Annotated in this window: 13 protein-coding genes; 8 read left to right on the plus strand and 5 right to left on the minus strand. The window is 67.5% G+C overall.

Annotated elements, in window-relative coordinates:
- Positions 1 to 20 precede the first annotated feature (20 nt).
- On the plus strand, positions 21 to 1691 hold the full coding sequence (locus AB4Z16_RS12235; protein WP_441511621.1) for an OPT/YSL family transporter: 1671 nt from the start codon (positions 21 to 23) through the stop codon (positions 1689 to 1691).
- Between the two features lie 59 nt (positions 1692 to 1750).
- On the plus strand, positions 1751 to 2422 hold the full coding sequence (locus AB4Z16_RS12240) for an AroM family protein (protein WP_441511622.1): 672 nt from the start codon (positions 1751 to 1753) through the stop codon (positions 2420 to 2422).
- A gap of 75 nt (positions 2423 to 2497) precedes the next feature.
- Here the strand turns inward: AB4Z16_RS12240 and AB4Z16_RS12245 are convergent, their stop codons facing one another.
- From AB4Z16_RS12245 to AB4Z16_RS12260, 4 genes are all read right to left on the minus strand, one after another.
- Positions 2498 to 3403 (minus strand): TorF family putative porin, encoded by a 906-nt coding sequence (locus AB4Z16_RS12245; RefSeq protein WP_441511623.1) that lies wholly within the window; start codon positions 3401 to 3403, stop codon positions 2498 to 2500.
- Between the two features lie 212 nt (positions 3404 to 3615).
- The gene (locus tag AB4Z16_RS12250) at positions 3616 to 5028 is read right to left on the minus strand and encodes a L,D-transpeptidase family protein (protein WP_441511624.1); all 1413 of its coding nucleotides are present in this window, start codon (positions 5026 to 5028) and stop codon (positions 3616 to 3618) included.
- A 198-nt stretch (positions 5029 to 5226) separates the two neighbouring features.
- Positions 5227 to 6180 carry an acetyl-CoA carboxylase carboxyltransferase subunit alpha gene (locus AB4Z16_RS12255; protein ID WP_441511625.1) on the minus strand — a complete coding sequence of 318 codons (954 nt, stop codon included), beginning with the start codon at positions 6178 to 6180 and terminating at the stop codon, positions 5227 to 5229.
- A 102-nt stretch (positions 6181 to 6282) separates the two neighbouring features.
- On the minus strand, positions 6283 to 7050 hold the full coding sequence (locus AB4Z16_RS12260) for a class I SAM-dependent methyltransferase (protein ID WP_441511626.1): 768 nt from the start codon (positions 7048 to 7050) through the stop codon (positions 6283 to 6285).
- A gap of 160 nt (positions 7051 to 7210) precedes the next feature.
- On the opposite strand from AB4Z16_RS12260, the gene gloB reads away from it, so the two are divergent.
- The 3 genes from gloB to AB4Z16_RS12275 are packed head-to-tail and all read left to right on the plus strand — an operon-like array spanning position 7211 to position 9199.
- The gene (gene gloB / locus AB4Z16_RS12265; RefSeq protein WP_441511627.1) at positions 7211 to 7975 is read left to right on the plus strand and encodes a hydroxyacylglutathione hydrolase; all 765 of its coding nucleotides are present in this window, start codon (positions 7211 to 7213) and stop codon (positions 7973 to 7975) included.
- A gap of 8 nt (positions 7976 to 7983) precedes the next feature.
- Positions 7984 to 8439 carry a cupin domain-containing protein gene (locus tag AB4Z16_RS12270; RefSeq protein WP_441511863.1) on the plus strand — a complete coding sequence of 152 codons (456 nt, stop codon included), beginning with the start codon at positions 7984 to 7986 and terminating at the stop codon, positions 8437 to 8439.
- Position 8440: 1 nt separating this feature from the next.
- A complete protein-coding gene (locus AB4Z16_RS12275) occupies positions 8441 to 9199 on the plus strand; it encodes a GNAT family N-acetyltransferase (RefSeq protein ID WP_441511628.1) in 759 nt (252 codons plus the stop codon).
- A gap of 105 nt (positions 9200 to 9304) precedes the next feature.
- On the opposite strand, the gene AB4Z16_RS12280 is transcribed toward AB4Z16_RS12275, so the two are convergent.
- On the minus strand, positions 9305 to 9781 hold the full coding sequence (locus AB4Z16_RS12280) for a DUF2938 domain-containing protein (protein ID WP_441511629.1): 477 nt from the start codon (positions 9779 to 9781) through the stop codon (positions 9305 to 9307).
- 182 nt (positions 9782 to 9963) lie between these two features.
- Between AB4Z16_RS12280 and AB4Z16_RS12285 the strand changes: the two genes are divergently transcribed.
- From AB4Z16_RS12285 to AB4Z16_RS12295, 3 genes are all read left to right on the plus strand, one after another.
- Entirely contained in the window at positions 9964 to 11061 is a 1098-nt protein-coding gene (locus AB4Z16_RS12285; protein ID WP_441511630.1) for an ROK family protein, read from the plus strand.
- 220 nt (positions 11062 to 11281) lie between these two features.
- A complete protein-coding gene (locus AB4Z16_RS12290) occupies positions 11282 to 13894 on the plus strand; it encodes a DUF3772 domain-containing protein (RefSeq protein ID WP_441511631.1) in 2613 nt (870 codons plus the stop codon).
- A 4-nt stretch (positions 13895 to 13898) separates the two neighbouring features.
- Entirely contained in the window at positions 13899 to 14423 is a 525-nt protein-coding gene (locus AB4Z16_RS12295) for a CAP domain-containing protein (RefSeq protein ID WP_441511632.1), read from the plus strand.
- The last annotated feature ends 33 nt before the right edge of the window (positions 14424 to 14456 follow it).

Consider the following 14456-nt stretch of genomic DNA (forward strand, 5'->3'; position numbering starts at 1 on the left):
GCGATTATGGGGACCGAGGCATGAACAATCCGACTGAAGGGGTGCCTCGGCGGCACCCCAGCCTGTTCGAGCCGGCGACGCTGCTGCTCATCGCCGTGCTCTGCGTCTTCGGCGCGATCATCGGCATGCAGCTTCTGGTGTCGCTCGGCATCACCGCCAATACCTCGCTGATCGGCGCGCTCGCGGCCATGGCGCTGGCGCGCGTGCCGCTCGCGATCTTTGCCCGCTACCGCTCGATCCATGTGCAGAACCTGGCTCAGAGCGCGATCTCCTCGGCCACTTTTGGGGCGGCGAACAGCCTGCTCCTGCCGGTCGGCATTCCCTGGCTGCTCGGCCGGCCGGACCTCGTGCTGCCGATGCTGGCCGGCGCCTTCTTCGCGATGTTGCTGGACGCCTATCTGCTCTACCGGATGTTCGATTCCCGCGTCTTCCCGGCGACGGGCGCCTGGCCTCCGGGCGTCGCGGCCGCCGAGGCGATCAAGGCCGGCGACGAGGGTGGCCGCAAGGCGGTGCTGATGGGCATCGGCTTCGGCACCGGCGTCGTCGCCTCCTTCATCAAGATCCCGCTGGCCTGGATCGGCTTCGCCGGCTCGGCAGCCGTCACCGGCATCCCGATGTCGGCCTTCGGCGTTGCCTTCATCGGCAATGTCTGGGCGCTCACGATGTTCGGCGTCGGCCTGCTGCTGCGCGGCTATTCCGGCCAGCTCTTCGGGGGGCCGGCTTTCGAGACCATCATCCCGAAGGGCGACCTGATGGCCGCCTATATCCCGCACGGCTTCATGATCGGCGCCGGCCTCGTCGCGCTGCTGCAGGTCGCGCTGCTGCTGTTGCGACCGAGCGATGCCAAGAAGAACGAGCCAAAGGCAGGCGTTGGCGATGCGGAGGTGCGCCGCGCGCTCGGCCTCGGCACGATCGGCTATCTTGCCATCGCCAGCTTCATTGCGCTGGTTGGCGGTCTGATGAGCGAGATGTCAGTGGGCATGCTGATCCTGTTCGTGCTCTACGCCGCCTTCGCGGCCTATGTGCATGAGCTGATCGTCGGCCTCGCCGCGATGCATTCCGGCTGGTTCCCGGCTTTCGCGGTCGCGCTGATCACGCTGATCATCGGCATGCTCATCGGCTTCCCGATGCCGGCCTTGGCTTTGCTCGTCGGCTTCTCGGCCGCGACCGGCCCCGCCTTCGCCGATATGGGCTACGACCTGAAGGCCGGCTATTTGCTGCGCGGCAATGGCGCCGACCCGGCCTTCGAGCTTGATGGCCGCCGCCAGCAGCTCTTCGCCGCGATGTTCGCCTTCGTCGTCGCCGGCGCGGTCGTGCTGTTCTCCTACCAATCCTTCTTCGACCAGAACCTCGTCGCCCCCGTGAACAAGGTCTATGCCGCGACGATCAAGGCCGGCGTTGCTGATGGCGTCGCCTGGCAGCTCTTCCTTTGGGCGATTCCCGGCGCGATCCTGCAGTTCATCGGCGGGCCGAAGCGGCAGATCGGCGTACTCTTTGCCACCGGCCTTCTGATCAGCTTCCCGATGGCGGGCTGGGCGGTGCTGGCCGGCATCCTCTGCCGCGTGGTCTGGGAAAAGCTGCGCGGCAAGAGCGGCGAGGGCGATATGGAGGTCTTTGCCGCTGGCGTCATCGCCGGCGACGCGATCTTCTCCTTCTTCGACTCCGTCTCGAAGAATTTCTGGAAGCGTTGAGGGACCGAGGCCCGGACGAGAAACCGCCCGGGCCTTTTTCTTCTGTGCAGGACGAGACCATGAGCAAGCTCGGAACCCTCACCATCGGCCAGGCGCCGCGGGCCGACATCACGCCGATCCTGGATGCCGTGCTCAATGCGGACCTGCCCCAACGCCATGCCGGCGTGCTGGACGGTCTCAGCCGGGCTGAGATCGAACGCGATTTCGCCGCAGTGCCCGGCCAGCCGGTGTTGATCACGAAGCTGCTCGACGGCAGCGCAGTCGTCATCGACCGCACCCGGACCGAGAAGGCGGCGCAGCGCAAGCTCGCGCTGCTGGAGGCCGAGGGCTGCGGCACTATCCTGATGCTCTGCACCGGCCATTTCGAAAGCCTGAGCACGCAAAAGGCGTGGCTCGTCGAGCCGGACCGCATCCTGCCGCCGGCCGTGGCGGCGCTGACCCAGGGCGCGCAGCTCGGCATCATCGTGCCTTTGGCCGAGCAGATTTCGTCAGAGGTCGGCAAATGGACGCCGCTCGGCCGGGCGCCTCTCTATGCCGCTGCCTCCCCCTATGGCGGCGCGGGGGCTTCGGTTGCGGAAGCCGCGCGCGAACTGGCCGGACGCGGGGCCGAAATCCTGCTGATGGATTGCATGGGCTTCGTCGAGCGTCATCGCCACGAGGCGGCGGAGGCCGGCCTGCCGGTCATCCTTTCCAACAGTCTGATCGCCAAGCTGGTGTCCGAGATCGTCTGACGGCGCCGTCGTCCGGCCAGAATGAGAAAGGCCGCCTGTGAGGCGGCCTTTCTTGGGGCTGGGCCGCTTGGAGGCTTACTTTGCGGCGAAGACGCCGAGGCTGCTGGCGGTGATGTCGAAGGAGAGCGTCGCGACGACGGCGGCGCCGCACCAGTTGGAACGACCCGTGCCGGTGGCGATGCCGCGCGGATCGGCCGTCAGCAGGAAGCAGTTGTTCTTGGACAGGTCGGTGTCGTGGTAGCGCAGATCGGCGGTAACGTTCTTCCAGGTATAGGAGACGCCGGCGTTCCAGTAGGTGTAGTCGGGCAGGTTGGTCGGGGGCACGGTCGACCAGATCGCGAGGTTGGTGGTGCCGAGCCAGTAATGGCCGAGCTCGCCGGAGACCGAAAGACCCTCGAGGAAGGGCAGGCTGTACTTGGCCGTCAGCGAGGCGTAGGTGCCGCTCGCGCCGGTCCCGAGCCAGTCCCAGGCGTAGAAGACGTTGGCGCCGAGCGTCAGGCTCTCGGCGAAAGTGTAAGAGACCTTGCCGTAGACTTCCGTGAAGTCGGTGTTCTTCGGCGTCCAGAACACGCCGGCGCCGTCGATCAACTGCTTTTCGGCGGGGTAGTAATACTGCCAGACGCCGAAATCGAAGGAGAGGTCGCCGAATTTCGGCCGGATGCCGCCGTAGAAGTCGATCTCCGCGGTCGGGCTCGTCGCGAGATCGACGTTGGAGCCGTAGACGCCGAGATAGAACAGATTGTTGTAGATCTGCAGCTCGGCGCCGCCCTGGATGGCCGGCTTGCGATCGGTCTGCGAGATGCCGCGGAAATTATAGTCGGTCATGCCCTTCACGCTGAGGGCGATATCGAACCAGGTGATCGCCGGAACGACCGGGGCGGGCGGCGGGCCTTTCTTGCTCGGAAGGTCTGAGGCCTGTGCCACGCCGACAGCGGCGGCCAGACCCAGTCCTAGAATCGAGGAACGGAAACGAACGGACATCTGCAGGAACCCCCTTGCCGCGCATTGATTGCGCTGTCGTCCCAGCAAGCGGACGAGACCGACTTGGGCAAGACGAGGTTTTGGGCGCTTCGCCCACGCAAAAAGCAAAGGCCCCCGAATGGAGGGCCTTCGCGCCTGCGAAATAAGCAAGCCTGTTTTATCCGTTGCGCTGTTGCATTTGCGTCACGCGACCAGCGACTGTTTTCGATGGGTCAGCGCGTCGCGGCCTGACTTGCATAGCCGGCCGTGGACTGGTCCAGGCTGGACGTCCTGAGCCCATTGGCCCGGCGCGGCGGGAGCGGGGCGCTGGTGGCTGTCGGCGTCGCCGGAACGACCGATGCGATCGGCGCGCTGCCGGCACCCTGGTCGGCCGTAGCGCTGGAGCCGCCGCCGAAAACCGGCATGAAGCTGAGCGCGCGTTGCAGCAGGGGCTTTTCCTCTGCGGGAGCCACGGTGGCGACCGGCGTCGAGCCCGCGCTTGCGAGAACCGGCGCCTGGAGGGCGTTGCCGGGCGCGACCTTGGCCAGCTGGGTCGCAGCCGGAGCTGCTGCCGGGCGCGGCGCGGCGGCAGGCTTGGCGGCCACTTCCGCCGGGGCGGCGGCGATGGCGGCGAGAACGGCGTCATTGTCGGCCGAAGCGGCGCGGATAGTGGCCTTCGCCTGGCCCTTGTCGTCGAGCACGACGACGCGCGGGCCGATCGACAGGGCGTCGGCGCGGCTGACGCCGACATCCTTCGAGGCCCAGGAAGCGGAGCGGTTGAGCGCATCGGAGCCGCCGGAGAGCAGCGTCTGCTTGAAGGACGCGTGCTGGTCGCCGTCATCATAGATCAGCCGGATCGCCGGCGTGCCCTTGGCGACCAGCGAAGCGACCTGGACCTCGTCCTGCTGGCGCTTCGCGGCGACCGCGGCCGGAGCCGAGCCGCCGTTGAAGACATAGCGACCGCCGGCCACGGCGACGGCGGGCTCATTCCGGGTGACCTCGAAATAGTCCGTGCCTTCCTTCAGGTTCTTCCAGAAGGCGATGTTCGGGTCGAGACGGTGCTTGGCGAGGTTCTCAGGCGTCATCCGGAAGGGCAGGGCCTGCATCTGCACGGCGCGCTGGCCAGCATTTTGCGCCTCGCGCACCAGCGCGTAGATCTCGCCGATCTGGTCGTCCGTCATCGAGTAGCAGCCGGCCGAGGAGCAGGCACCATGGACCATCAGATGCGCGCCGGTGCGGCCATGCGCCCGGTCATAGGCATTGGGGTAGCCCATGTTGAACGAGACGTAATAGGACGAGTTCGGGTTCATCTGCTGGGGCGCGATGGCATAGAAGCCCTCGGGCGCCATGCGGTCGCCTTCGCGCACCTTCGGGCCGAGCTGGCCGGACCAGCGGCACATCGGGAAGGTCTTGAGCAGGGCGTATTGGCCGTCGGCCTTGCGCTTCCAGACCTCGAGCTCCGACTCCTTCTTGTAGGAGCGGATCAGAATGGGCTGATCCTTGCTCATGCCCTTCTCGGACATCAGCGCGTAGGTCGCGGTCGGGATCGGGATGTTGTGCCGGGCGGAGCCGCGATAACGCTCCTCCTCACAGGCCGCCAGCGTCAATGCAACAAAAGCCACTAGCGCGAGTTGCTTGATTGCCACGTCGTCATTCCCATCGAACGGCAGGCCCAGAGTGCGACCTGTGACTTCGCAAGAGGGCCAAATTGTGCCCGTCGACTCGTTGTAGAAGCGTTAGCCTTGAGGGTTCCTTACCATAGGCTTGCCCCGTCTGGCCACATGGTCAACGGCCGGTAAAGAATCCTGCTTTCGCCGGTGCGAGATATCGCGCGCAAAGATTGCTCAGAGATTGCGCCCGATCGCGAGGAATTTTTCGGCGCGTTTTGCAACAATATCGTCGCCGCCGAGGCCGGCGAGATCGCCGAGCGCAGCTGCGATCGCATCGCCCGCGCGGCTGATAGCCGCGTGCGCGTCGCGATGGGCGCCGCCGGTCGGCTCCTGCACGATCCGGTCGATGATCCCGAACTTCAGCAGGTCCTGCGCCGTGATCTTCATGCCGGTCGCCGCGTCCTGCGCGCGGCCGGTGTCGCGCCAGAGGATCGAGGCCGCGCCTTCCGGCGAGATCACCGAGTAGATCGCATGCTCCAACATGAGCACGCGGCTGGCGGCGGCGATGGCGATGGCGCCGCCCGAGCCGCCCTCGCCGATGACGAGCGCGACGCTGGGGCTGCGCAGCCCGAGCCAGGTCTCTGTCGAACGGGCGATGGCCTCGGCTTGGCCGCGCTCCTCGGCCTCGATGCCGGGATAGGCGCCGGCGGTGTCGACGAAGCTCAGCACCGGCAGGCCGAAGCGGTCGGCCGTTTCGGCGAGGCGCACCGCCTTGCGGTAGCCTTCGGGCTTGGGCATGCCGAAATTGTGCCGGATGCGGGTCTCGGTCGAATCGCCCTTTTCCTGGCCGATGATGCAGACCGGCTCGCCGCGAAAGCGGCCGAAGCCGCCGACGATGGCCTCGTCCTCGCCGAAGGCGCGGTCGCCGGCGAGAGGCGTGAATTCCTCGATCAGCCCGGCGCAGTAATCCTTGAAGTGCGGGCGCTGCGGATGGCGCGCCACCAGCGTCTTCTGCCAGGGCGTCAGCGCCGCATAGATGTCCTTCAGAGCCTGGTTGGCCTTGGCGTCGAGCTTGCCGATCTCTTCCGACAGGGAAATGCCGTCGCCGCGTGCCTCGAGTGCCCGCAATTCATCCGCCTTCGCCTCCAGTTCGGCGACCGGTTTCTCGAAATCCAGATAGCTACGCATCGTGATCCAGTTCAGAATCCGCGCGAAAATCGGGCGGAACAGCGGTTTACGGCACAACCGGCGCGAAAGGCGGCGGACCTTGGCCGCGACCCGGGGAAAATGTCAACCCGTTCGGCTTTCCGTCGGCGGGGCCGCTGCGCGCGGCGTGGGAGCCGGTTGCGGCAGCAGGACCGGCCGCAACGCGAAGCTGCGCCGCGTCGCGCGCAGGGGCGCGCGCCGGTAAAACTGCTTGGTCGCGTCGATGACATGCACGCCCGCAAAGGGCAGCGAGAGGCCGGCGCCGATCTGTTCCCAGACCGGGGCGGAACGCATCAGGAGCCGCCGCTGCAGCGGCGGGACATAAAGCGCCTCCGTCCAATGCTCCGGCGAGAATTCGGCGGCGCGCATCAGGGCGGAGAGCTGGCGGCGGCTGAAGGGGCGGCCCTGGCCGAAGGGCGTGCCGTCCATCCGGGCCCAGAGCCCGCGCCGGTTGGGCACGACCAGGATCATCCGCCCGCCGGGATTGAGCACGCGCGAGACCTCGTCGAGCAGGTCGTCCGGGCTTTCCGTCTCCTCGAGCGCATGGACGAGGACGACCCGGTCGATCGAGGCGGTCGGCAGCGGCAAGAGCGTCGGTTCGACCAGGGCAGAGGCGGAGAGGCCGGGCGTCGGCCAGTTCACCACGCCCTGCGCCGCCGGCATGAAGGCGATGGTCCGCTCGGCCTGCATGCCGAGCACGGAGAGATAGGGCGTCGAGAAGCCGAGGCCGAGGAGCCGCTGACGCGAGCAGTCCGGCCAGAAGCGCAGCATCGTCCGGCCGATGAAGCGCCGGGCCACATGGCCGAGCGGGCTGGCATAGAAGGCGCGCAGATCGACGACGTCGAGAGGCATGGCGCTTGAGATGGAACGCGCGGCGGCCGAACGCAAGGGCCGCGTGGCAGCAGCGGCAGGTGCCGGCTGCGTTGCTGCGGGTTGATCGGGCGCCGGGCATGGCCCATTCAAGAAGACGATCATTCGTCGGCCCGTCGGGCCGACTCTGCCGGAGGAAGCCATGCCGCTCGACCTTCACATCTTCCGCACGCTCAGCGACAATGCCGGCGCGCTGCTCCACGATCCCGGCACCGGCGTCTGCGCAGCCATCGACGTGCCCGATGCCGGCGAGATGCTGGCCGCCGCCCGGCAGAAGGGCTGGACGATCAGCGACATCTTCATCACCCACGCGCATCACGATCACACGCAGGGCGTCGCGGAGGTGAAGCAGGCAACCGGCGCCAAGGTTATCGGCCCGGCCGACGCCCGCGCCAGTGCGCCGCTCGACACGGTGGTCGGCGAGGGCGATGTCGTCGCGCTCGGCGGGGAGCGTTTCGAGATCTGGCATACGCCCGGCCATTCCGACGGCCATCTCAGCTATGTCGGGCGCGGCGCGAAGCTCGCGCTTGTCGGCGACGTCGTCTTCGTCATGGGCTGCGGGCGGGTCCAACCCGGCCAGATGGAGCGGATGTGGATCTCGCTGTCGCGGCTGATGGCGCTGCCGGGCGATACGCGCCTGCTCGGCGGCCATGACTACACTCTGGCCAATGCCCGTTTCGCCCGGTCGGTCGATCCGGCGAACGAGGCGCTCAAGGCGCGCTTCGCCGAGGCCGAGAAGGCCAAGGCCGAGGGCCGCTTCTGGGCGCTGACCACGGTGGCGGACGAGCAGGCGACCAACCCGTTCTTCCGGGCCGGCGAGGGCGCGCTCGCCGCTGCCGTCGGGCTGGCGGGCGTTTCGGCCGACAAGGTCTTCGCAGCCCTGCGCGAAGCCAAGAACCGGTTCTGACCATGCCGATGCGGCTGGACGGGCTGACGGCGGCGGAGGTCATCCGGCTCCTCGAACTGAAGCCCCATCCCGAGGGTGGCCATTACCGCGAGACCTTCCGCGATCCGGCCGGGCCGGAGGGCAGGGGCTTCTCGACCGCGATCTATTACCTGCTCGACACTGGCGAGACCTCGGAATGGCACCGCGTCGATGCCGCCGAGATCTGGCATCACTATGCCGGCGCGCCGCTGGTCATCACGGTCTCGCCGAATGGCCACGACGCCTCGGCTCATTATCTCGGCACTGAGCTTGCCGCCGGCCAGCGGCCGCAATTCGTGGTGCCCGCCGGTTGGTGGCAGAGTGCGACCTCGCTCGGCGCCTGGACGCTGGTTGGCTGCACGGTCGCGCCGGGTTTCGAGTTCTCGGGTTTCGAGATGGCGCCGCCGGGCTGGCGGCCGACGCCGCGCAAGCCGGCGGGGGGATGAGATGCTGACGAAGACCGAAGACAGCGCGCTCGTGCTCGGCTGCGAGCGGCGGATCATCAATGCGTGGCCGGCCCTGTCGACGCTCATCGTCGGAGACTGGGCGCTGCGTTTCGCCAATGGCTATTCCGGCCGGGCCAATTCGGCGACGCCGCTGGTCTATGGCGCCGAGCTCGACGATGCGACGCTCGATCTGATCGCGGAACTCTATCGCGCCGATGGGTTGGCGCCGAGCATCCGGCTGACGCCGCTCGTCACCGAGGCGACCCGCGCCGCAGTGCTGGAGCGCGGCTATCGGGTCAAAGACAAGTCCTTCGGCCTGATCGCGCCGCTCGCCGGCCTCGACGTTTCCGAAGAGCCCGAATTGCAGATCGAGGCGCGGCCGAGCCTGGAATGGACTGCCGGCGTCGCCGCTCTCCAGAGCGGCATCAAGACCCATGTCGGCAATCTCGCCGCGATCGTCGAGAAAATCAGGCTGCCGGCCGCCTTCGCCACCTGGCTGGTCGAGGGCGAGGCCGTCGCCTTCGGCATGAGCGTGGCCGAGCGTGGCATGGCCGAGATCGGCCTGATCTGCGTTCACCCCGATCATCGCGGCCATGGCTATGGCCGCAAGATCGTCAGGGGGCTGCTGGGCTGGGCCGGGGCGATGGGCTGTGGCGATGCCTATCTGCAGGTGGAGCAGAGCAACGCCGTCGCGATCAATCTCTACCGCAGCCTCGGCTTCCGCCAGCTCTATAGCTACGAGACCCGTTTGCTCGACTGAAGCCGTCGTTCTCGGGCTTGTTCCGAGACTTCTGGCCGGAAGAGACGCCGGAGCCTTCGCGTCACGAGATGCTCGGGTCAAGCCCGAGCATGACGGCGGAGCAGCTCAGCGGATCAGCAGCGCCGTGCCATAGAGCCCGACGGCGAACAGTGTGTGGCTGACGAAGTTGAGCAGGCGGATCTGACCGGCATTCGGCTTCTTCGAGGCGGCGATGCCCATGCCCATGCCGGGCTGCAGGATGAACCAGCCACAGCCGATCGTGGCCCAGCCGACGATCAGCGCCGGCAGGAAGGTCGGGTTGCGGGCCCAGTCCGCGCCCCAGATCGCGAGGACGACGCCCGCGAAGGCGATGCCGACGAGATAATGGCAGATCCAGCCAATGGCGAGCTCGCCTGCCACCGGTTCGGATTTGGCGATGTCGGCATGCCACATGCGGCCACGCGGCAGATGGGCGAACCAGCGCCCCGGCATCGCCCAGTTCGGCTTGGGCAGCCCGAAAAGTCGCAGGAGCTGCGCCCAGAGATCGGTGAGCGCCGTCGCGCCTGCCCCGATGACGACCATGCGCAAAATCAGATCAGACACGTTCCGCCCCCAAGGCCGCCTGCCGCGGCTCTTGCCTGTTGGAGCGGCGATTGTGGCGGCGGTCAACTGCAGCGCCTGCCTGTCTGCGCGGGGTGCGGGCTGCATGTGGCGCATCGCCCCGGCGTCGGAACCCCGCGCGCCGTTGCGGGGTTGCCTTCGCGAAACCGCGGGGGAGATTCTTCATGGCCACAGCGAATGCCGAAAAACCACGCAATGCCGGGACCGGGCCGCATGGCGCTGCCGAGCTGCCCTCGGTCACCGTCACCAGCTACAATCTGGAGGTGCGGGACGATGATGGCTTCGTCGGCGACAAGGCGAGCCGCGGTGCTTTCGTCGAGCATCTCGATGCGCTGCGCAGCCATCTGAAACGCAACGGCGACGATCCGCTGAAGGGCAAGACCGCCGAGATCAGCAAGAAGGAGCTGGATGCGCTGATCAAGGAGGGCGAGGCCGCCGAAGCCGCTCTGGTGCTGAGCGCTGTCGAGGGCTTCGCCCAATCGCTTGCCTTCGTCATCCGTCGCTTCGCGCGCCTGAAGAGCTGGGCCGCGGTCGAGCGCATCGTCGTCGGCGGGGGCTTCCGCGAGAGCCGCGTCGGCGAGCTCGCCATCGCGCGGGCCGCGATCATCCTGCGCACCGATGGCCGCGATCTCGATCTCGTGCCCGTCAGCCATCATCCGGACGAGGCGGGTCTGGTCGGAAGCGCGCATCTTGCGCCGAAATGGATCTTCGAGGCCTTCGACAGCCTCGTCGCTGTCGATATCGGCGGCTCGAACATCCGCGCCGGCATCGTCGAGCTCCGGCAGCAGAAGGCGCCCGATCTGGGCAAGGCCCGTGTCTGGAAATCGGAGCTCTGGCGCCATGCCGATGAGCAGCCGAGCCGCGATGAGGCGATCAAGCGTCTCGGCAAGATGCTGCGGGACCAGATCGCGAATGCCGAGAAGGAGGGCCTGCGGGTCGCGCCCTTCATCGGCGTGGGCTGTCCCGGCCTGATCCAGCCGGACGGGGCGATCGAGCGCGGCGCGCAGAACCTGCCCGGCAACTGGGAAAGCAGCCGCTTCAACCTCGTCGACAGCATCCGCGAACTCGTGCCGGAGATCGGCAATCACGAGACGGAAATCGTGATGCACAACGATGCCGTCATCCAGGGACTGAGCGAGATGCCGGCGATGCAGGACGTCGAAAACTGGGCGGTGCTGACGATCGGGACCGGGCTCGGCAATGCGAGCTATCGCAATCGCACGAGTGCCAAGGAAACCGGTAAAGCAGCAGGCAAACGCTGATCCCGGCATAGGTCATGCCATCTTCAGGTCGTGTTTTGCGGCGATGAGCGGGCCGCAGCCGCGATCTGGCTTGCCATGTCCGCTTGCCATCCGAGGAGCATCCGCTTTGCCGGCCGCCGAATTCCGCTCTCCGTCTTGCCTTGCGCGCAAGGCTGTGCCGAGGGTCGATCCCGAGCCGAATCATCCCGGGGAGCAGGGCTGCACCACCATGGCAGGGCGCATGGCACACGCACCGTTCCGCAGCCTGCAGCGGCTTCTGGCCGCCTGCCTGCTGCTCCTCGCGCTGGTGATGGCGGCCGCGGCGCCGTCCTTTGCCCAGACGGCTGCGACCCCTGCCGATCCGAACAGCGCACGGGCGCGGCTCGATGCGGTCCGCACCGAGCTGGCGCAAATTGAGACGACGCTGGCCTCTCCCGAGGCGAGCGATACGGAGCTGCAGCGTCAGCGGATCCGCCTGCAGCCTTCGCTCGATCAGCTGCGCGTCATCATCGCCGAGCAGACGCCGCGGGTCGAGCAGGCCAAGCTTCGCCTCGATCAGCTCGGCCCGAAGCCCGATGCCAATGCGCCGCCCGAAAGCGCCGAGATCACGCGTGACCGCGAGGCCCGCGCCAAGGCCTATGCCGACGCCGACGAGACGCTGAAGATCGCCAAGGCGTCGTTGCTGCAGGCGGAGCAGCTCCAGAGCGCAATCGGCGACAAGCGCCGCGAGATCTTCGCCAAGACTCTATTCGCCGCTGGGCCCTCCGTCGCCAATCCGGAGGTCTGGAGCAACGCGGTCGCGACGGCGCCCGAGGATCTGCGGGCGTCCGGTTACATCTTCGGCGGCTGGCTGGAAGGGGTGACGGACGCCTTCTCCGGGACGCGCGGTGGTGTGGTCGCTCTGGCTTTGCTCGGCGCCGTCCTGCTCTACGTCGCCCGGGCACGCTATCTGCCGCGTTTCAAGGCGCGCTACAGCAACACGCAGGACGCCGGCAATCTGAATTGCCTCTATATAGCGCTCGCCCATATCGTCGCGGGCGCGGCGCCGCCGGTGCTGGCCAGCTGGCTGATCTACAAGGCGCTGAGCACGACGGGGCTGTTGCCGCCGCGCATCCAGCCGGTGATCTGGGCCGTGGTTGTCGGCCTCGCCTTCTTCGCCTTCGTCCAGGCGCTGGCCGATGCCCTGTTCGCGCCGTCCAGCCCGCAGCGTCGTCTGGTCCGCGTTCTCGACCCGACGGCCCGCAGTGTCGTCTGGATCGCTTCTTCGCTCGCGCTCGTGATGTCGGTGGGCAAGGTCTTCGAGGCCTGGCTCCAGGCGATCGCCGCAGGCCTCGCAATCTCGATCATCGTCAAGGCGTTGTTCGCCATTCTTTTCGCCCTGACGCTGATCGCCGGGCTCTACCAGATTCGCGATGACGACGAGGTCGAGCAGGAGGCTTGCCTCGGCCCCTATGTGCCGGTGGACGGGGCAAGCCTCGGCCCGGTCCGGATTCTCGGCTGGATCATCGGCTTCCTGATCATCGCCTCGGCGCTTAGCGGCTATGTCGTCTTCGCCGCCTTCCTGGCCGAGCAGACGCTCTGGATCGGCGTCGTCGCTTGCCTGTTCCTGCTGGCCTTCCAGTTCATCGATCTCGGCCTCCCACGGCTCCTGACGGGCAAGGGCCGTTTCGCCCTGACGTTGAGGGCCGGCATGGGGCTGCGCAGCACCACGCTGGACAAGGTCGCGGTTATCAGTGTCGGCGTCCTGAAGCTCCTGCTGATCGTCGTTACGGTTCTCATGGTGCTCGCGCCTTGGGGGCTGGAATCGACCGATTTTCTGGTTTCGCTGCGCGCCGCCTTCTTCGGCTTCCAGGTCGGCGGCGTCACGATCTCGCTTTCGACCATCGTCGTCTTCGCCTTCGTCTTCGGGCTCGGCATCGCCGCGACGCGGGCGCTGCAGCGCTGGCTCGACAATCAGTTCCTGCCGACGACGGCGCTCGATCCCGGGCTGCGCAATTCGATCAGCACGGCGGCGGGCTATGTCGGCTATATCGGCGCGGTGGCGATCGCGGTCTCGGCGGTGGGCCTGAGCCTCGAGCGTCTGACACTCGTCGCTTCGGCACTGTCGGTCGGTATCGGTTTCGGCCTGCAGTCGGTGGTATCGAACTTCGTCTCGGGCCTGATCCTGCTGTGGGAGCGGCCGATCCGCGTCGGCGATCAGGTGCTGGTCGGCGACATCGAAGGCATCGTCAAACGCATCAATGTCCGCTCGACCGAGATCGCGACCTTCGACCGCTCGACGGTGATCGTCCCGAACTCGAACCTGATATCCGGCGTGGTGCGCAACCGCGTCCGCAACGACCGCACGGGCCGCGTGCTGATCGCGCTCTCCGTCCCGCGCACCCTGGAGGCGGGGCAGGTGCGGGCTATGCTGTCGGAGGTCGCCGCGAACCATGGCGACGTGATGCAGAAGCCGCCGCCGGTGGTGCAATTCAAGAAGCTCGGCACCACGACGATGGATTTCGAGCTGGTCTGCGTGGTGGGAGATGTCGAAATCGTCGGGCGCGTGACCAGCGACCTGAACTTTGCCATCCACAAGCGCCTCGCCGATATGGAGCCCGCGGCCGCCACGCCTGAATTGATCGTGCGCGGGCTGGAAGGCGTCGAGCACTCCCTCGACAGCATCGCTACGGCAGTCGGGCGGGGAGATGCGGGCGGGCAGGCGAAGCGGGCGGCGGTGAAGCCGCCCGCGTCTGCCGTTGCTCGCCGTTCCCGCAAGCTGGCCCAGGCTGAGGAGACCGAGGAGGCCGCCGAAGCGGCGAAGCCCGCCCCGCTCCCTGTGCTCGAATCCGCCAAAGAAGACAGCAAGGAATGATCGGATGCCCAGCCTTTTGCGCCACGCCGCCGGCCGGCGCGCGATGACCTGCCCGGCCGCGCTGGTCGGCGCGCTCGCCCTTCTCGGTGTCGCCGGTTGCACCGAGCCGCAGCGCCAGGGCCAGCCGGCGTTCTATCGCGACCTCGGTTCCGCCTCGGCCCAGGTCGATGCGGAGCAGGCGCGGGCGATGATCTCGGCCTATCGCCTCAATGCCGGGCTCGGCACGCTGACGCTCGACCCGGCATTGGTGGAGGCTGCGCAGCGCGAGGCGGCGGCGATGGCGGCCTCCGACAAGCCGGTGCAGGCCGATGCGGTCAAGGCCCGGCTTGCCAGGGAAGGACAGCCGGGGGCCGAGGCCAATCTCTCCGCCGGCTACCGGCGCCTCGCCGAAGCCTTCTCCGGCTGGCGGGACTCGCCCCAGCACGACCGCGTCATGAAGGATGCCAGGGCCAAGCGCATGGGCATCGCGACCGCCTATGCGCCGGGCTCGAAATATCAGGTCTACTGGGCGCTGATCGTCGCGCCGTGACGCTGGAGCACTTCCACGTTTCGCAGAAGCGTG

Origin of the sequence: Allobosea sp. TAF32 (genome assembly GCF_052113585.1) — a bacterium.
Taxonomy (GTDB): Bacteria; Pseudomonadota; Alphaproteobacteria; order Rhizobiales; family Beijerinckiaceae; genus Allobosea.

What these genes read in the sequence shown, in the direction of transcription:
- AB4Z16_RS12235 (WP_441511621.1), top strand. Translation starts at nt 21, where the DNA reads ATGAACAATCCGACTGAAGGGGTGCCTCGGCGGCACCCCAGCCTGTTC.
- AB4Z16_RS12240 (WP_441511622.1), top strand. Translation starts at nt 1,751, where the DNA reads ATGAGCAAGCTCGGAACCCTCACCATCGGCCAGGCGCCGCGGGCCGAC.
- AB4Z16_RS12245 (WP_441511623.1), bottom strand. Translation starts at nt 3,403, where the DNA reads ATGTCCGTTCGTTTCCGTTCCTCGATTCTAGGACTGGGTCTGGCCGCC.
- AB4Z16_RS12255 (WP_441511625.1), bottom strand. Translation starts at nt 6,180, where the DNA reads ATGCGTAGCTATCTGGATTTCGAGAAACCGGTCGCCGAACTGGAGGCG.
- AB4Z16_RS12260 (WP_441511626.1), bottom strand. Translation starts at nt 7,050, where the DNA reads ATGCCTCTCGACGTCGTCGATCTGCGCGCCTTCTATGCCAGCCCGCTC.
- gloB (WP_441511627.1), top strand. Translation starts at nt 7,211, where the DNA reads ATGCCGCTCGACCTTCACATCTTCCGCACGCTCAGCGACAATGCCGGC.
- AB4Z16_RS12270 (WP_441511863.1), top strand. Translation starts at nt 7,984, where the DNA reads ATGCGGCTGGACGGGCTGACGGCGGCGGAGGTCATCCGGCTCCTCGAA.
- AB4Z16_RS12275 (WP_441511628.1), top strand. Translation starts at nt 8,441, where the DNA reads ATGCTGACGAAGACCGAAGACAGCGCGCTCGTGCTCGGCTGCGAGCGG.
- AB4Z16_RS12285 (WP_441511630.1), top strand. Translation starts at nt 9,964, where the DNA reads ATGGCCACAGCGAATGCCGAAAAACCACGCAATGCCGGGACCGGGCCG.
- AB4Z16_RS12290 (WP_441511631.1), top strand. Translation starts at nt 11,282, where the DNA reads ATGGCACACGCACCGTTCCGCAGCCTGCAGCGGCTTCTGGCCGCCTGC.
- AB4Z16_RS12295 (WP_441511632.1), top strand. Translation starts at nt 13,899, where the DNA reads ATGCCCAGCCTTTTGCGCCACGCCGCCGGCCGGCGCGCGATGACCTGC.